Origin of the sequence: Paenibacillus sp. FSL E2-0151, assembly GCF_037993015.1 — a bacterium.
GTDB lineage: Bacteria > Bacillota > Bacilli > Paenibacillales > Paenibacillaceae > Paenibacillus > Paenibacillus amylolyticus.
Genome location: NZ_CP150308.1, coordinates 1083520 through 1102450, shown reverse-complemented (window position 1 = coordinate 1102450; position 18931 = coordinate 1083520). Strand labels below are relative to the sequence as shown.

Genomic DNA, 18931 nt, shown 5'->3' with positions numbered 1-18931 from the left:
ATGTAATTTTTATTGACATATACATTTTCACTTGATTATAATTTGAATCAAAATCACAGTGCTGTGATCAACTCAGATGCGGGAACACAATGACGTGTACCGCCTGTCGGCAACGGGGCCGCAAATCGTTCAGATCTGGACGATTTGCGGCCTTTTTCTGCCTCAACAAGCACATAGACAAATCACGAAGATCTCAATTGGATGAGGAGCGATGATGGATGATGGAGAGCAAAAGTTTTTGGAAAAGCGGGCATAAGCCCACCCTCTTCGGGGCGTTTATGTATTTTGACATCAGTTTTATGATATGGGGGATGCTTGGTCCACTCGCAGTTGTCATAGCGTTGGATTATCCGATGACTCCGCTGGAAAAGGCCAATCTGGTCGCATTGCCTATTCTCGGCGGCTCCATCTTGCGACTTGTGCTTGGCTTCATGTCTGATTATATTGGTCCGAAACTGACCGCACAGATCGGGATGCTCGTCACCTTAGTTCCTTTATTACTCGGCTGGTTATGGGTTGACTCCTTAAGCCAACTGTACGTGGTGGCACTCTTGCTTGGTGTCGCAGGCGCCTCCTTTGCTGCTGCGCTACCTCTGGCAGGCCAATGGTATGGCAAGGAGCATCAGGGTCTGGCCATGGGTATTGCCGGGGCGGGTAACAGCGGAACCGTACTTGCGACGTTGTTTGCCAATCGCTTGGCTACGCATTTTGGCAGCTGGGAAGTTGTGTTCGGACTTGCTATTATACCGATCGTTATTGTATTCATCCTCTTTTCTATCTTTGCCAAGAATAGCCCTAACCGGCCTGAACCCAAGAAATTGTCCCAATATGGAAGTCTGCTTAAACAAAAAGATGCTTGGGTATTCTGTGCCTTCTATTGTGTGACCTTTGGTGGCTTCGTTGGATTATGTAACTATCTCACCATCTTCTTCAACACCCAGTATGGGCTCTCTCCAGTTCGTGCCGCTGACATTACCACCTTCTGTGTAATCGCAGGCAGTTTCTTCAGGCCTGTAGGGGGGTATCTCGCGGACAAAATTGGCGGAACCCGTATGTTGACTTTCCTGTACACAGGAGCCTGCATCATGTTAATCGGAGTATCCTTCATGCCACCGCTTCCTGTTGTAGTAGTCATGTTGTTCCTCGGTATGATGTGTCTGGGAGCCGGAAATGGCTCCGTGTTCCAACTGGTTCCCCAACGTTTCGGCAATGAAATTGGCCTGATGACAGGTATTGTAGGTGCCGCTGGCGGATTGGGCGGGTATGCACTGCCACTGATTCTCGGTCAACTGTACAGCAGCTATCAATCTTATACACCAGGTTTTGTCATTCTTAGCCTGATTGCAGCAGCTTCCCTGTTCCTGGTTCTCTTCATGCAATCCCGCTGGCGTGTGAGCTGGTTGAATCGGGGCAGCAAAGGCATGGCGGAATCAACATCCCTCTCTTCCTGAGGCGTACAACCACTTGGCCGTTAACCAATGGTACGGTGTATGTGGATGATCCCGAAGTCGAAGTAAGCAAAGAACAGCGTAGCCCCATCAGGCAGCGCTGTTCTTTGCTTACGGCTTTCTTTCTGCTTAAGAAGAATATTTTTGAAGAACAATAACCGCATTATGACCGCCAAAACCAAAGGAATTAGACATCCCAATCCGCAACTCTGCTTTTCTTGCCTCATTTGGTACATAATCCAGATCACATTCGGGGTCCCTCTGCTCCTGATTGATGGTTGGAGGAATGATGCCATGCCGCAGACTTTGAATAAGTGAGATCGCCTCTGCTCCACCTGCTGCACCAAGCATATGTCCCGTCATGGACTTATTCGCTGTGACCGGAATATCATAGGCACCTGTCCCGAAAAGTTGCTTAATCGCTCTTGTCTCAGACAGATCACCTGCTTCCGTACTGGTGGCATGAGCGTTAATTACATCAATGTCCTCAGGTCCAATCTGAGCTTCTTTCAGTGATGCTTTCATCGCCAGATATGCACCCCGTCCTTCCGGGTGGGTAGCTACCATATGATACGCATCTGAACTGGCACCATATCCAATCACTTCGGCAAGAATATTCGCCCCTCTTGCTAGAGCATGAGACAGTGATTCCACAACCAGAATTCCAGCACCCTCCGCCATGACAAAACCGTCTCTCCCTGCATCAAATGGACGGCTGGCTGCTTGGAACGCTTCATTTCGTGTAGACAACGCTGTCGCATTACCGAAGCTTGCCAGTGACACTTCGGTTACAGCCGCTTCTGTCCCTCCAGCAATAATGACATCGGCTCCGCCATGACGAATTAACCGGAAAGCTTCTCCAATGGCTGTATTTCCAATGGAACAAGCTGTTACTGGCGATAATGTCGGTCCCCAGCAACCAAACCTCATACTGACCATAGCTGCCGCCATATTGGAGATCATCATCGGTACCAGTGTTGGGCTGACTCGCGCAGGTCCCCGATCTGACAGGACCTTGCCTTGTTCCATTAATGTCTGGATGCCGCCTATGCCTGAACCAATATATACACCTACCCGTTCACGGTCCAGTTCATCCATCACAAGACCCGATTGTGATACAGCCTGATCCGCAGCAGCAACAGCAAATTGAACGAATCGATCCATACGCCTTGCTTCCTTGCGTCCAAAACGCTCTTCACCATCAAAATCACGGACCACTCCTGCGATTCTGGTTTTGTACGAAGCTGTATCAAAATGTTCTATAGGTGATACACCTGATCTACCCTCAATTAATCCATTCCAGAATGTATCTACATCATTTCCCAAAGGAGAGATAACTCCCATTCCTGTAATCACGACTCGTTCCATGTCCATCCTCCTTCAGCGCTGTTGTCTACCTTACTCTTACGCTCTGCCACTAATAGTGCACTTTTGAATATCCTATTACAAGTTGTCAATTATAATAGTATAATGACTACCATGATAACGAGGATTGAAGGTGATGGATTGAACTACGATGTCAGGTTACAGGCATTGTCCACTTTTCTGAAAACACAGCGTTCCAAAATTTCCCCCGAATCGGTCGGTTTACCCACTGGAAGTCGGAGAAGAACGCCTGGGCTGAGGAGAGAAGAGGTTTCCCAACTGGCAGGAGTGAGTACAACATGGTATACCTGGCTTGAACAAGGTCGGGATATTCAGGTATCCCATTCCGTGTTGGATAACATTGCTTCGGCACTGAGGCTTACTACAGATGAACGAAAATATCTGTTTTCGCTCGCCATGGAGCATCATACGGAGCTGCCCACACTGGAAGAAGAACCGGTTCAACTTCACCCTTCCTTGCAGAAAATTTTGCAAGAACTTCATCACTGTCCTACCGTGATCTCGGATCGGCGTTGTTACATTGTCGGCTGGAATGATGCAGCCCGGCATGTTTTTATGGATTTTGAACAGATTGCCCCCGAACAACGGAATATGATCAGTCTGTTATTTGATCGAAAGGAGTTTCGCAGGCTCGCGGTGAACTGGGAGGATTTTGTTAGCGGATTTCTGGCAATTTTTCGTGCTTACTATGGCCAGTATGTTGATGATGAATGGTATAATTTATTTTTGGATGACATGATGAACAGACATCCCGATTTTCATACCCTTTGGAAACAAAGCAGCGTCAGCAGTGCCCCGGACGTATTAATCGAGTTCAGGCATTCCAAAGCAGGCAAAATGTTGTTTGATCTGACTTCGTTGCAGGTTCAGGGTAGTTCCGATCTGCGATGCAGTGTCTACACCCCTGCGCCAGAGAGCGCTACCGAGCGCAAACTGATGCGCCTGATCGAGCGTGAAACCGATTCACATCTTGGCAAACATTAAATCGGAGTCTCTCACCTTCTTGGAGTCATGTTAGAGTCTTGACATCCTCATGTTGCATGTTTTAAATATCAGGTATATTAAGTAATCCATGGATCTTAGTCCTTCTACAAGAAGGGGGTTCAGAAAGGAATATCATGACGAAAGTGCTTATCATAGAGGACGACAACATGTTAGGCGATACATTATCCTTGTATTTGCAAGGTGAAGGGTATGATGTTATCCGTGTCGATAACGCAAGAGATGGTCTTCTACAGCTTCAAGCGCGGCCTGATATCCTGCTTCTTGACTTGATGCTCCCTGATTCGGGTAATAAGAATCCTAGTTCTCTCATGCGCCAACATACGGCAATCCCCATCATTGTCATCTCTTCTTTAACCGAGGTTTCTGAGCGGATTCGATCATTAACAGACGGGGCTGATGACTATGTATGTAAGCCTTTCAGCATGCAGGAGCTGAAGGCACGTATTGAGGCCGTATTGCGTCGTTACTCTATATTGAACAGCTCTGTTGTCACTGAACAGGAATCCGGAATATCTCTCGATCTGGCCCGAAGAACTGTTCTGTTAAATAACCAGCGCGTGGAGATGACGTTCTCCGAATTTGAGATCATGAAGCTGTTTATTCTCAATCCTGGCAAAGTCTACAGTCGGTATGCCCTAATTGAAGCCATTCGTGGTATTGATGCCTACATTAATGATCGCACCATCGATGTGCACATTACCAAACTTCGCAAAAAAATTGAGGTCAATCCAAAAAACCCCCAATACATTCAAACCATCTGGGGGGTCGGATATAAGTTCACACCTTAAAACAACACAGCTTCATTCCGATCACCATGGCAGGGACTCGGTAATTTTATCAATTTCCTGTTGTACCTTCTCCAATTCCAAACGCAGTTCCTCTTCTTTGAACAACGGACGGAACAAGAGCGATTCCAATTGGAGAACCGCACACATCAGGTCCACTGCATGCAGATTCGCAGCTACGCCTCGAAGAGAATGAACACTACGAATTACATCAGCAATCTGCTGTTGCTGAAGCTGAATCGCCAGTTTTTTCTGAAACGAGCCATACTCCATTCTGAATTTCGTGAGCGCATATTGCAGAATATGTGGCTTGCCGTCCATCTGTCTAATCGCCTTATCTGCATCAATTCCATTGATTTCTCTCATGCCTTTTAGATCAATCCATATCTCCAAAATGTCTGCGAGCTGCTGTTCATGTATGGGCTTAGTCAGTATGGCATTCATGCCTGCTTCAAGATATAATTCATGGTCGCTTTTTAAACTATTCGCTGTAAGCGCAATAATAGGTGTACGATCATATTTCCTCATCTTGCGAATGTGTCGCGCTGCATCAATTCCGTTCATATCTGGCATATAGAGATCCATCAGAATCAGTTCCCATGTTTGTTCATCCAATTTCTTCATAACCTCTGTGCCACTGTCTGCCAGTGTCACCTTGAATCCGGTATGTTCCAGCATGGCCCGAATGACTAGTTGATTGATTTCATGATCTTCAGCGATCAGAATGTGCCCTTTGGATTTAAGCAAGTAGGATTCATCACCTTCTATCATCCGCTTTTTCTCCAATGGCCCTTCACCCTGAAGTGCAAGTAATACTTCGAACAATCCCAGACGTGTAATCGGTTTGATCATCATGAGATCCGGGCGAAAGGATCTCTCCTCACTCCACAGGGCATTTTCACTAAAAGCATGGGTATAACCCACCATTTGAAATTTGGTTTGATTCATTCGCTTCATGAAACTGTCCCATGACGATCCGTTGACGGTCTCCTCTGCATCCATATCCATCATCATGATCATGGAACTTGCCCCATCTACATGATGGACATACCAATCACTTTCCATCATATGGTTCAAGGAAGTATACAGCGTCGGATTCATCCCGAATGAATAGAGCAGCTGCTTCAGATTTGCGCCCATCCGTTCATCATCTTCAATGATAACCACATCATTCGCACCATATAGGAGAGGGTGTGTCTGCAGGGAGAAACTCTCTTCTTCTTCCGAATCTGCAAGTTCAAATATCAAGTCGAATGAAAACAGACTGTACTCTCCCAAAACACTATCCACCCGCAAGCTTCCTCCCAAAGAGGTGACCAGAAGGTAACAGATGACCAGCCCAAGACCAGAGCCACCATATGTTCGATACGTCGAGGGTTCCGCTTGAGTAAACGGGACAAAGAGCCGTTCCAATTGTTCGGGTGACATTCCGATTCCCGTGTCCTGTACCTCAAAACGGACATGAACTCGCTCCGCCTCCAATGAAAGAACCTCTGCCTGCAACGTTACATATCCATGCTCCGTAAATTTAATCGCATTACTGAGCAGATTCAATAACACCTGTTCAAGTCGGAACGGATCACCAATCACCGTTAATGGCAGATCGGGATCGGTTGTAAAAATCACTTCGATATCTTTGTGCCCGATGGCCACACCGATCTGATCTGCCACACGTTTGATCACATCCTCTGGTGAAAAAGAGACCTTCTCCAAAATCAGCTTGCCTGCCTCTATTTTCGAAAAATCAAGAATATCATTCACCAGAGTAAGCAGGGTTTGTGAAGACGCATTGATTTTACTCAAATAATCCTTTTGTTGTGGAGATATATCTGTCCGTTGAAGCAACAACGAAAAGTTGATAATACCGCTCAGTGGGGTACGAATCTCGTGGCTCATGAATGCGAGAAACTCACTCTTCGCCTGGCTTGCTTTGTCGGCCTTAACACGTCTATAGTGATCCGAAATGTCATGAATGACTGCCTTGATTTTCTCACTCGAGTTTAATACTTTAACAGGGGATAGGTGAACCCGAACATGCTGCTCATGACCTTCTCCAACAATGAAACTCAGTTCCGTATCCTGTGTTATATTGTGATGTAAGGCTTTTTGGAAAACGAACAACCAGTTCTCCAGCTGCTTAATGAACAACAATTCTTCAAGCTGACGCCCAATCACTTCCTGCCTGGCGAGACCGAGAACATCCAGAAATTTCTGATTCACTGACACAATACATCTGTTGTTATCCAAGCCGACAAGCCAGTCTGCCGACACCCGCTCAAGTGTTTGATATCGCTCTTCACTTTCTTGAATCCTTCGTTTAACCGCTCTGTGTTCCGTAATATCAAGTCCATATCCTATGACATACTTGACCATACCTTCTTCTCGCAGCGGACGAAGCTTCACCAGTGAATAGTAACCTCCATGCTCAATCTCGTAAAAGAAAGACTCCCCTTTCCATGCCCGGTCGAACTGCTTCCGAAGGAACTCTATCTTCTCCTGAGGTAGAATGTTCAACGTACCCAACGTGTAATCTTGCTTCAAACTACTCATATCTAGTCCCAGTTGAGAGAGCATCTGCCCTTCAAGCAGAAGATATTCGAATTTCCCATTCTGTTTATGAATTTTAAAAGTAAAACCCGGCTGCATACGAAGCATCTCCAGCATTTCCTGATCCCTCTGAATGACCAATCTCCTATATCGATGATTTTGGTTCAGATAATACAGGAATAATATGACGGACAGCAGGCAGATACATTGAAAAAAGAGAATCTGCCCCATCATTAGCAGAGAAGGGGAATTGGTCTTTAGTGCAGAAAACTCATACACAGTAATCAACAGCAACGCTCCGGACAACCACTTCTGTATAAATCCCCTGATATACTTAAAGATCAGACATATGGCTACGACAAATAACAACTCTGTCAACGCATACTGCCAGTTCTCCAACAAGGGATTACGCCCCATATTAATCCGAAACATCCACATGAATGCAAAAGTAACGAAAGCAGAGCCACTCCCACCAAAATAAGCAGCAAGCAGATACACAATGGCCCGGAAATTCAACAATGTACCATCCTCAAGCACAATAGAGAAATAATAGAGCGCCGTGCCCAACATGCTCAGCGTAATACCAATAATGATTCGAGTCGTGATGGATGTTGAACGGGTAGCATTTGTATGGTTCAAATAGTGATGAATTAGGAAAACAAAGATCAAAATTAGCGTGAAATTTAATACAAGATCGCGTAGCAAATGGTCACCGTCCACATTACGACTTCAGGATTTCATGCATTCAATGAATGTTGTCAGATTCATGGTCGCAGTTCCTCAGTACACAAATCATAGTATGCCGTGCTCCCTTATTCAATTGACGATATTGACCATTTTTTTGAAAATAATTACTGCTTTCAGCTAACATCCCCTTATCACCAAACAACGTTTTTTTTCATGAAAATTCATCATTAAATATGCTGATATAAAAAAGAGAATCATCCAAATGAACCGATGTAATCGTAACTTGGGCTTCCCACACTTCCTGATCAGCCTTCATCAGTTTGGCTACGCCGGACCAGGTCTGATTTCCTCTCCAGTGGGTATCCATTAGCAATCGGGCAGGCTTACCTATGGTGCTCTCCCGTGAGAATCCTGTTTTGGTTACATAAACGGAATTCACATCCAGAATCACACCCTCCTCATCTGTAATCATGACCGCATCCGTCAGCAGTAAGAAGGCTTTGAGTTCCAGTTGCATGGTTGTCCACTCCCTCTAATGAAACATGATGTGATGCTGTCCCTGTGTGATAATCTCTTCTACGATCCCGTTTAATACTTAAACTGTCTAATCAGGCGCTGCAGCTCTTCAGCCAGGGTAGACAAGCCACGAGCCGAGGAAGAAATCTGCTCCATCGCTGCCAGTTGCTCCTCTGAGGAAGCGGCCACTTCTTCGGAAGTTGCGGCGTTGCCTGACGCAATGCCTGCCAACTCATTGGATACAGCAGATACTTCCTGTACACCTGCTGTGATCTCTTGCGACGTGGCAGCAATCTCTTCAATCTGAGGTGTCGTTTCCCGCATGCTATCCAGAATACGTTCAAACTTCCGAATCGCTTCTGTAGAGATGTCCATGCCCTCTCCAACCTCTGAAGTCACCTTCTCCATCATGCGAACGGAAGCAGCCATATCTTCCTGTACCGCCGTAGTCAGCACGGTGATTTCATTGACGGACTGCCCGGATTGCTCTGCCAACTTGCGAACCTCTGCTGCTACAACAGCGAATCCATTGCCATGTGTACCTGCACGAGCAGCTTCAATGGATGCGTTCAGCGCGAGCAGGTTTGTCTGTTTGGCTATATTTCCGATTAACTCCGTGATCGCTGAAATTTGGTGTGATCGTTCATATAACGCTTGAATCAATTGGTTTGTCTGTGCTACCGTCTCTTGAATCGATTGCATCTGACTCACCGTCTGCTTGACGGTGTTGCCGCCTTCTTCTGCTTGTACGGTTGTATGTTTCGCCAAATCAGCGACATGTATGGAACGTTCGGCGATTCTTGTAATACCAATCGTAATTTCATTCATGGCCTGATGGTTATGTTCAATACCTTCGGTCTGTTTCTCCGCACCACTCGCAATTTCTTGAATGGCTCGCGCTACCTGCTCACTGGCTGCACTGGTTGATTCCGCACTCTGAGCCATTTCATCCGATGAGATGACTACCTGACTGGCGCTGTTCTCCACATTTTGAATCAACACACGCAGATTGTGCTGCATTTTGCCAAAAGCCTCACTCAGTTCACCTATTTCATCATGGCTTGTACTTATTATGGTCTGGGTTAGATCCCCTTCGCTCACCTGAATCGCCTGATCCTTCAACTGACGGATCGGTTTAACAATCGATCGCATCACCAGCCAGATGATCAAAATTCCGATGACAAGACAAGAAACGATGACCATAATCGTTCGATTCAGAATAGGTGCAGCGGCATCCTCAACTTCAGAGGAGAACATGGTGCCAGCGACCTTCCATCCCGTGGATGCATTCGTGGCGTAATACATGACCTTATCAACCTGATCAAAGGTATAGTTGAAATTACCGGATTCATTCGTATACACTTGTGTCCAAAAATCTTCTGTTGCATCTGTTCCAGGTTGCATCGTCGGATGATAGATATACTTTTCGCTGGCATCCAGCAGAATCAGATGTCCCTTTTCTCCAACTTTAATTCCGCTAACTAATTGACTAATGTCCGCCAGATTGAGATCCAGTTGGACCACACCAGATTGGTCTTCCAGTGCCTTCGCAATCGTAATGGTAATCTCTTTTGTCTCGGCAGAAATATAAGGGTCTGTAACAATGACCTGCTGTGGAGTACCCATCGCTTCTGTGTACCATGGTCTTGTTCGCGGATCGTAATCTTCAGGCATCTCCGCATCAGAGGACATCAGATACACACCTGCCTCTGTGCCTACACCTATGGTGATGATATCTTTGTTCTGTGCGGCATACCCCTTCAATTCGTTCACAACCCGAACCTCGGCATCTTCTTGACGCAATTGCTCCGCGAGTGTACTCGCATAATATTCAATGTGGTTCCGCTTGGCATTGACTGAAAGATCTATCGTTGCACTGGCAAGGTTCACATTTTCCATCGCACTATGTAAAATTTGCTTCTCCACTTCATCTTTTGCACTGTTATACGATAAAACTCCAATACTTAACGAAGGTATGGCCAGGAAAGCAATAAAGGACACCACCAGCTTGGTCTTAAAGTTCTTATGCATCTTGTTGAACCAGGTCGATTTGCTATTTTTTCGGGACAAATTTCTCTACCTCTTCCAGATAAATTTTAGTTTTACTTGATCTACTTATAAGTTGAACTAGTGATTATTTACACTTGCCACTCCGATGACAGAACAACCGCCAATTGCTGAATGATTCATACAACTTATATAGCTCTTGTATAGCTCTCATAGATTGTAAACCATCTTTTCAAAAAACTAGGTCTCACTTCTTGTGAAAAACACTCTTTACACTACAAAACTCGAACAAATCTCTTAATTTATAATCCAAAAGAACTATTTTCAAACAAATTATACGAAAAAACTATTAAATAAAGTGTTCCGGGGATATGACCAAATTGTTAACTTTCTAAATACTTGTTAATAAGCGAGCGGACGACAAAAAAAAAGATCCAAGCGTTATCGCTCAGATCTAAAGGTTATTTACATTGGACCAACGTATTCTCTATTTAAATGCCGGGATCGCAATATCTGCATATTTCTCTTCGAAGAAGGCTTTGACCTCTGGACCCGCCATGCGTTTAGCCAGCTTCTGGATCGCTTCGGAGTCCTTGTTATCCTCACGGGCAACCATGGTAATTGCAAAATGGGAATCATCCTTCTCGGTTAACAGTGCATCCTTCTTCGGTGTAAGACCGAGCGGACTGGCATATGCCGGTGTCATGGCTACCAGATCAGCATCATCCATCATCCGAGCCAGCATCAACAAGTCCACTTCCTCAAACTTGAAGTTCTTTGTATTCTCGGTGATGTCTGCCTGTGTGGCGTTAAAACCTACGCCCTCTTTCAGCTTAATCAACCCGTTCTGCTCCAGCATCACAAGAGAGCGACCAATGTTGGAAGGATCGTTTGCAATTGCAATCGTTGCACCTTCGGGCAATTCCTCAATCGTTTTGTACTTTTTGGAGTAGCCGCCATAGATGGCATTATAGATAGGCTGTACAGCCACCAGATTGGCATTGTTCGCTTCATTATACTGGGTCATGTAAGGCACGTGTTGGAAGAAGTTTGCATCCACTTCCTTATTCGCGAGTGCCGTATTTGGTTGAACGTTATCTGACAGCACAACAACTTCCAGGTTGACGCCATCTTCCTTCAAAAGCGGTTTAACAATATCCAGTACGTCTGTCATCGGTGGAATCAACGTGGCTACTTTTAGCGTAACTTCTTGTGCAGCTTGTGTATCTTCTTTTGTTCCTTCAGCCGCAGGTGTTTCTTCTTTTTTGCCACAAGCAGCGACAACCAGCATTACTGCAAGCAACATAAGCATCATTTTCACTTTCATTTCATGTCTACCCCTCATCGTATAATCTGTATTGGTTTTCGTAATAATGCACGATCCAACCGTTCAGGATCTGCGATCCAGCCAGTGGGACAGTCTGCTACCTGTGAATTGGATCATCTGTACCAGGATAATCATAATGATGATCGTAAATACCATAATCTCCGTTTCGAAGCGCTGATAACCGTAGCGAATGGCAAAATCACCAACCCCGCCGCCACCTACAATACCCATCACCGTCGAGTACGAGATGAAGCTAATCGTAGCTGTCGTGAGTCCCAGTACAAGACCAGATCGTGCCTCCACGTACAAAAACTTCACCACAAGTTGCATCGTCGATGCCCCCATGGAAGCAGCAGCTTCAACCACTCCCCTCGGTACATCCAGCAACGCTTGTTCCACCAGTCTGGCGTAGTAGGCAATTGCAATGACCGAGAGTGGCACGGTTGCCGCCAACGTACCTATGGACGTTCCCACAACAATCCGTGTGAATGGAATCATGAATACAACCAGCAGTAAGAACGGAAACGAACGAACGATGTTAACGACACTGCCGAGTACAAAGGACAGCGTTTGATTCTGATACCGTTGTCCTCTCCGGAATAAGTACAGCAGTGTACCCAGAGGTAACCCGATCAGAACAGCTGCCGCAATGGAGATGCCCACCATAACAAAAGTCTCTCCGATCGCCTGCCATATCTCATGCTGATATTTCAGCACAGACTCAGGTAACCTCATGACTTGTCCTCCTGTTCTGCCTGACGGAACAGAGACGAACCTGTCATCCCGTATTCGTCACCCGCAAGCAAGGAGGTCAACAGATCAGGCTGCGGAGCAGGGATACTGCTCACTTCCGCTTTAGACAACGTACGAACGAGTCGCCCATCCTTCATGACGGATATCCTGTGACATAGTCTGCGAGCCACTTCCATCTCATGCGTTACTACAACAATGGTCACGCCCAGCGTTTCATTGATATGACGCAGCACATCCAGGATACCGTTCGTGGTCTGTGGATCAAGCGAAGAGGTCGGTTCATCACAGAGCAGCACATCCGGACGACTGGCCAGCGCTCGTGCAATCGCCACACGTTGCTTCTGTCCTCCGCTAAGCTGAGCAGGATATTGACCCGCCTTGTCTTCCAGTCCAACAAACCGCAGCACCTCAAGTCCACGTTCAACTCGCTGCGCACGGGGCATACCCGCAAGCTCCAATGGCATGCAGACATTGCCACTCACCGTTCGGTTACTGACAAGATTGAAGTGTTGAAAGATCATGCCAATGGATCTTCGTGCCTGACGCAGACTCTGTTCATTCATCTGGGTCAAGTGCTGCCCATTCACAACAACTTCACCATCATCCGGCTTTTCCAATCCGTTGAGCATCCGCAGAAGCGTGGATTTGCCTGCACCACTTGATCCGATGATGCCATGTATTTCTCCTTGTCCCACTTCGAGGGACACCGAGCTTAATGCTTCGAATCCCTGATCTGCACGGGAACCGCGCTCGTTATAACGTTTGCTTACACCATATAATGAGATCATGGAGAGTCCTCCCGTGAATGATCATGCATGGTTCTTCAAGAACACATGAAGAAAGCCCGCACAGCCGATAACCGGAGCGCGAGCAAGCCTGTTCATTTATAATAAATCAACATCCCTTACGAGACAAGCTTTTAAGGTGAGATTGCCTCCTGCAGGCGGCTGGCTTCATATACACGAAAACGTCCGTTGGACGAACCCACATACACTTCATTACCGATCCGGTTAATCATTCCATTCTTCGCATCCCGGTCCCGGTGCTCCGGGTTTCCCATCACAACGTCATGTACACGACCTAACAGTGCTCCATTCTTTTTGTTCATTACGAGCAGATTCTCGTCCATGGGCAACAGCAACTGATCATCAATGACCAGATAACTTCCCTGATTCGTCGGATGCCTTAGTGTTGCAATCGTATCTTTGGCATTCCAACGCGTCTCCCCCGTTTTATAATCCACAGCCGCCGGGTAGCCGTTCTTAATCACATACAACTGATCCTCTTCCACCAGTCCTCGTTCAATCTTGCCCTTGTGCGTCCAGCGTGTTATGCCTGTCTTGGCATCATACAGGGTGGTTGTAAAATCTTCATATTCTCCGTAATGATTGCCATTCTTGTTCTCACGGATCAACAACATGCCATCATTCAGCTCCTCAAATCTCTGTCCTACCCGAGCAGGGAATTGGGCAAGCTTTTTCCCCGTGTTCAGATCAAGCAGAAGCCACTGATTATCTAGTGATAGCCATCTTTCAGCATTCGTGGTTGCAAAGGGATCAAGACGTTCAATTCCACCAGTATATGGATCATTCCAAAATTGTTCTATGGTGGATCGTTTGCCCTTTAAGCTCCATACGGTTCGCCCTGATTGCGGATCGGCTGCAACCAGCTTATTCTTTTCCCAATACAACACATAGGGGTCATCTGCACTCTTGTTCAATAATTCATAACCTGTAGCCAGTTTTCGCGTCCACAATGTTTTTCCGTTTGCACTGTCCAGAACCGTTAACCAACTGTTGCTTGAGCTCTCAACAACCGGGTTATCCACAACCACAACGTTCTTAGCAGCGGTGATGCCATTTAGTCTAAAATTTTGCTTAGGAGTGTACGTCCACATGACCTTTCCGTTCTTCAAGTTCAGATGACGAATACGATCCACGTATTTTTTCTTATCAGGGTCATAATCGGTGTAGATTGTAACGTATTTGCGCTCTGCATCCACCTCTGCCTGCTGTCTTCCAAAACCCCCGTTAATCCCCCATAATTGCTGGCCGGAATGTCGGTCAAGGGCATATATGGAACCTTCGTAGTAACCTCCGCTAAATCCACCGTCATCGCCTTTCATCAGGAGCACGTCATCCGTGGCTGCTTGTAAAAAAGTGTAGTTAATATCCCCCTGGTTGGTCCATACCGGTTTCCAAGGGATTGTCGTTGGCAGTGTTGTGCCATACATTTTTGTCGTGAACCCATATTCATCGGCCCGACTGATGTTCCAATCAGAAACCACAACATTTCGTTCATCCTGTGGTAGATTCCAGCGTGTCCTGACCACCTTGCCATTCTTGTTGAATGTGACCAGAAATTGTGCATCTTCCCGCTCATATCTCCAGGTCTGCCCAATACTCATTGCATAACCAGTATCATTCAAATTGCTTGAACTCTCTTTCCAATCCGGTTCGCCTAACCACCCAGCCACTTGTTTGGAGGTGATTGCATTGTTCAGCTTCATATCTGTCAGATGGCGTATAACCGAAGTTGGCAGCGATGCCTCCTGAATGAACCAGCCATCAGCCACATTCATCCGCTGTTCTATAGCCTGTGCCTTGATCCAGAAGAGTCCTGGCCGATACGTGAAAGATTCTTTATTCCAGACTCGTGGGGCAATGGAGACCCCATACCAGCCTTTCCACTTTGCAACAATAACAGCCTTATCTGTTAGCGCTTTCTCACTAGACCAAGTTGTAGAACTATCTGGAACCAGATACAACTTGCTGCCTGATTGGAGTGTGAAGCTTTGGGGAGCTGTTTCCGTCATGCTTCTGCTCTCCTTCAGTGCATACCAACTTGGCAGCCAAAAGTCTCCATGATCGGTTGACTTAAGCTGCACCCACTCACCTCGAACTGTGGCCAACGTATACTTTTCGTTTTTTGTTGTATAGTATTCAATCCCCAGCTGGTCAGCAGCCACCCTGCCGTCCCTTCTGTTTTTGAACAGAGGGATGTCATTAATAAGCGTAACGGTGTCTCCTTGTTTGTGAGCTAACTTTGCAGTTAAGACTTGGGAACTTGCCCCCAATGCTTGTGGCGTTGTAGCCGAAGCTTGTCCTTCAAGGGCGACCATTTTGGAATCCAGCAGCATCCAGCCCGTCAACAGCACAGCTGATAATCCAGTCATGGTAATCCATTTGTACCCCGTTCTCTGCCAGTCAGGACCCGTCTTCACTCTCGTTCATCCCCATTCATTAGAAGTTATTTCCAATAGAGACGCAGTAAAAAGGAAAAAGTTACCGTTTACCTCAATATATTTCTATCTATCTGCCCGTATTACCTTACATCCACCATCGTAGCATGATAAGGAAAGGTAACCCCGATGTAATAAGCAGCCGTTAAGGTGAGCATATAATAAAATACAAACCACAGATCAGCTCGCGAATAGCCAATCTGAATGTAATACGTTCGGCTCGCGCCATCTGTGAACCCTTTCGCTTCCATCGCTACCGCCATTCGCTGTGCACGACGAATGCTCTGTGCCAGCAGCGGAATAGCGTAACGCTTGAGTGTACCATACACATTCCAGCGAGAGCCGCGTTGCTGTGTTCCACGAATACGAATCGCATAACGGAGCGTCTGGAATTCATCCAGCAAAATGGGGATCATGCGCATCGCGGCCAGAAAGCTATAGGCATATTTTGCAGGAAGCTTCCATTGCTGCATCAGGGAATAAAACAGCCGTACTGGTTTTGTCGTAAGACCAAAAAGCAACCCAGCCGCGGCCATAGTCAGCGAGCGAAAACCCAAGTGCAGACCGCGATAGAAACTCTCTTCGGTTATATGGATCAATCCCCAGTTATACCATGTGGTCTCGCCCTTACCAAACATCATCATACCTGTAGACGTGGAGATAAAAACCAGAATGAATGGTGATGCGTACAGTATCAATCTGTACCACGGATGACCTGTCCAGCACAGTAATAACATCATCGCCACCGCAACGTTGGCCATTACATTCAGATTGTGAATGAGGATAACGATGACAAACATCATCGTCAGAATGATCATCTTTAATCCCGGATTGACGTTATGAAGCCAGGTTTCACGGTGAGGAAACGACAGTTGCATCAGTTAACCTCCCCTCATCTACCGTCCAGATTCGGGTGCAATATCTTTTTACAATTTCACGATCATGGGTAACCATAACAATAGCTGTTCCCTCTCTCCGCAATTGCTCCAGTTGTGCTAACATGGCAAACGTATTGCGGGCATCCTGTCCAAAAGTAGGTTCATCCAACAGCAGTATTCGCTGCTCTCTCACCAGTGCAGAGGCAACGCTCAAGCGTCGTTTCTGCCCCATCGATAATTGGTAGGGATGGCGCTCGGACAGGTCGATTAATCCAAATTGATTCAACATATGATCAGTCCTGACAAGTCTTTCTTCCGTTGTCAGCCTGCCCCCTAGCAATGAGAATTCCACTTCTTCCGCGACGGTGTTGGTCACAAATTGAAACTCCGGGTTCTGAAATACAAACGCGATTTGATCTGCAAGCTGCTCCGTTTTGCCAGAAGGCTGACCGTCCACCTCATAATGACCTGTTGTTTTCAGGATATTCATCAGAGATAACAACAATGAACTCTTGCCAGCTCCATTAGTTCCGACAATACCAATCCAATCCCCATGCCATACTTTGGCCTGTTCTAACTGAATGAAGGGTGTTTTCCCACGCCATCCGGTGAACTGCTGCAAGTCCAGTGCAGGCTGATAGCCGGGTGATACAGGCGATAAGGGTGAGACGTGAGATATGGGGGATATACCCGGTGTATCGGATAAGCCAGACGATTGCTGTGCTTCCAAACTTGAGATGCCGTGATCCACACACACTTGAAGCTCTCCAGAAGTACTTCCCTCTTCTTCCTTAGCTGCCTGCTCGTGCTCATCCCACACACCCGGATACCAGATTCCATAAGCCTTCAGCTTGCCCCGTTCATCTGTAAATACCTGCTGTGCTAGCCCATCCGCCACAATCTTTCCTTCAGGTGATAACACAATGATGCGGTCGACCATATCCACAATCTTGTTTATTTTGTGTTCAACGATGATGATCGTTTTGTCACTGGCGATCCGTTTGACGGTATCCCATACCTGGGAAGTCCCCTCATCATCCAGCAGTGCAGTGGGTTCATCCAAAAACAATACCTCCGGGTCCATGGCAAGCATCGAAGCAATCGCAAGACGCTGCTTCATCCCCTGAGACATGGACTGGATCAATACACGATTCTGTTCAAAGGATAACCCCACTTGTTTCAGATAATATTCAATCAGAGCAGGCATCTCTTCACGCGGAATATTTCGGTTTTCCAGAACAAATGCGATCTCTTCATCCGTAAAGGACATACAGAACTGGGTATCCGGATCTTGAAAGACCACTCCTGCTTTGGCGGGAACCTGAATATCATCACATTTCATCGGAATCTCAACCGAACGTGGTATCAGACCGCTCAAAATTTGCAATAACGTCGATTTACCGGAGCCACTTGGACCAAGCAGAAGCACTTTCTCTCCTTGACGCACAGAAAGAGACAAGCCTTGAAATACCAAGGCTTTCTCTCCCGGGAACTTGCATCTTAGATTGGTGACACTTACCGCTTGCGAATTCCCTTCCCCGTTCATCTAATCCAGCGCCTCATAATCTTGTTTGGATACCGGTCTGAGCGAACGCGTTACACCGGTTAGTTCCAATGCTTTGGCAAGATAATAAGCGAACACTCCAGCAATCAGAATACTTCCAATGAAGCGGAATCCGATAAATAGCGTATAATTCCACGCCGAGAGTGAATCAATATACCCGTATTGGTAATCCAGCAAAAGCGAAGCCGCTGCAGCTCCTATGGCTGCAAGACAGGTGACAAACAGATTGGTTTTGCGATACAAAAATGCGGCGAAGAATATCTCAGCTCCCAATCCTTGCAACAGGCCATACACCAGTGTGGACATGCCCCATTCACTACCCAAGAAAGCACTTACCGTTGAAGCCGCAACTTCGGCAAGAATAGCCACGCCTGGTTTACGAATGATAACAAAAGCAAACGTGCCCGCCATAAACCACATGCCGTAGATCATCTGCTCCGCATGAACACCAAATGGTTTCATCAAGTCATATGTAGGTCCCCATATCTTGTATATCACCCCAAACACTACTGCGATCACGATGGTTACCAGAATATCCGTTAGTTTCAATCGCTTGTTGCCTGCTGTTGTTGCCATGTTCTCTACGTCCTTCCTTTGTTCCCTGTGAGGGTTATCAAAATAAACGAAAAAGCCTCCCCGGTTCCGGGCAGGCCTCACGCACAGTGGACAATCTTCACAATGATGTATTGGATGGATGTCGAAAATACGGAATATCAACCAGCCCCCCTCCGTCATGGCAGATACACCACCACAGTTCAAAGAGGTCTGTTGTTCATCCACGTTCATT

14 protein-coding genes are annotated in these 18931 nt (G+C 46.5%); 3 read left to right on the top strand and 11 right to left on the bottom strand.

What is annotated here, in order from left to right:
- The first annotated feature begins 221 nt into the window (after positions 1–221).
- Positions 222–1451, top strand: coding sequence for a nitrate/nitrite transporter (locus MHI55_RS05080; protein ID WP_036606491.1), 1230 nt, complete (start codon positions 222–224; stop codon positions 1449–1451).
- 126 nt (positions 1452–1577) lie between these two features.
- Here MHI55_RS05080 and fabF read toward each other — a convergent pair whose 3' ends face one another.
- Positions 1578–2816 (bottom strand): beta-ketoacyl-ACP synthase II, encoded by a 1239-nt coding sequence (gene fabF, locus MHI55_RS05075; RefSeq protein ID WP_340389132.1) that lies wholly within the window; start codon positions 2814–2816, stop codon positions 1578–1580.
- A 138-nt stretch (positions 2817–2954) separates the two neighbouring features.
- Between fabF and MHI55_RS05070 the strand changes: the two genes are divergently transcribed.
- Both MHI55_RS05070 and MHI55_RS05065 read left to right on the top strand, forming a co-directional pair.
- Positions 2955–3818, top strand: a complete 864-nt coding sequence (locus MHI55_RS05070) for a helix-turn-helix transcriptional regulator (protein WP_340390573.1) — start codon at positions 2955–2957, stop codon at positions 3816–3818.
- A gap of 134 nt (positions 3819–3952) precedes the next feature.
- Positions 3953–4627: a response regulator transcription factor gene (locus MHI55_RS05065; protein WP_047841709.1), complete on the top strand. Its 675-nt coding sequence runs from the start codon at positions 3953–3955 to the stop codon at positions 4625–4627.
- Between the two features lie 21 nt (positions 4628–4648).
- On the opposite strand, the gene MHI55_RS05060 is transcribed toward MHI55_RS05065, so the two are convergent.
- From MHI55_RS05060 to MHI55_RS05015, 10 genes are all read right to left on the bottom strand, one after another.
- On the bottom strand, positions 4649–7810 hold the full coding sequence (locus tag MHI55_RS05060; protein ID WP_340389130.1) for a response regulator: 3162 nt from the start codon (positions 7808–7810) through the stop codon (positions 4649–4651).
- A gap of 259 nt (positions 7811–8069) precedes the next feature.
- On the bottom strand, positions 8070–8375 hold the full coding sequence (locus tag MHI55_RS05055; protein ID WP_340027481.1) for a PAS domain-containing protein: 306 nt from the start codon (positions 8373–8375) through the stop codon (positions 8070–8072).
- 71 nt (positions 8376–8446) lie between these two features.
- A complete protein-coding gene (locus MHI55_RS05050) occupies positions 8447–10405 on the bottom strand; it encodes a methyl-accepting chemotaxis protein (RefSeq protein ID WP_340390572.1) in 1959 nt (652 codons plus the stop codon).
- 463 nt (positions 10406–10868) lie between these two features.
- The gene (locus tag MHI55_RS05045) at positions 10869–11726 is read right to left on the bottom strand and encodes a MetQ/NlpA family ABC transporter substrate-binding protein (protein ID WP_081745836.1); all 858 of its coding nucleotides are present in this window, start codon (positions 11724–11726) and stop codon (positions 10869–10871) included.
- Between the two features lie 45 nt (positions 11727–11771).
- Positions 11772–12443, bottom strand: a complete 672-nt coding sequence (locus MHI55_RS05040; RefSeq protein WP_047841707.1) for a methionine ABC transporter permease — start codon at positions 12441–12443, stop codon at positions 11772–11774.
- Entirely contained in the window at positions 12440–13249 is an 810-nt protein-coding gene (locus MHI55_RS05035; RefSeq protein ID WP_053061448.1) for a methionine ABC transporter ATP-binding protein, read from the bottom strand. The genes MHI55_RS05040 and MHI55_RS05035 overlap by 4 nt, the downstream gene beginning before the upstream one ends.
- Before the next feature lie 131 nt (positions 13250–13380).
- A complete protein-coding gene (locus tag MHI55_RS05030) occupies positions 13381–15684 on the bottom strand; it encodes a PQQ-binding-like beta-propeller repeat protein (RefSeq protein WP_076253485.1) in 2304 nt (767 codons plus the stop codon).
- A 101-nt stretch (positions 15685–15785) separates the two neighbouring features.
- Positions 15786–16580 carry an energy-coupling factor transporter transmembrane component T gene (locus MHI55_RS05025; protein ID WP_076253486.1) on the bottom strand — a complete coding sequence of 265 codons (795 nt, stop codon included), beginning with the start codon at positions 16578–16580 and terminating at the stop codon, positions 15786–15788.
- Positions 16555–18126, bottom strand: coding sequence for an ABC transporter ATP-binding protein (locus tag MHI55_RS05020; protein WP_076253487.1), 1572 nt, complete (start codon positions 18124–18126; stop codon positions 16555–16557). The genes MHI55_RS05025 and MHI55_RS05020 overlap by 26 nt, the downstream gene beginning before the upstream one ends.
- Positions 18127–18720: an ECF transporter S component gene (locus MHI55_RS05015; RefSeq protein WP_036672660.1), complete on the bottom strand. Its 594-nt coding sequence runs from the start codon at positions 18718–18720 to the stop codon at positions 18127–18129. It abuts the gene before it with no gap.
- Between the last annotated feature and the right edge of the window lie 211 nt (positions 18721–18931).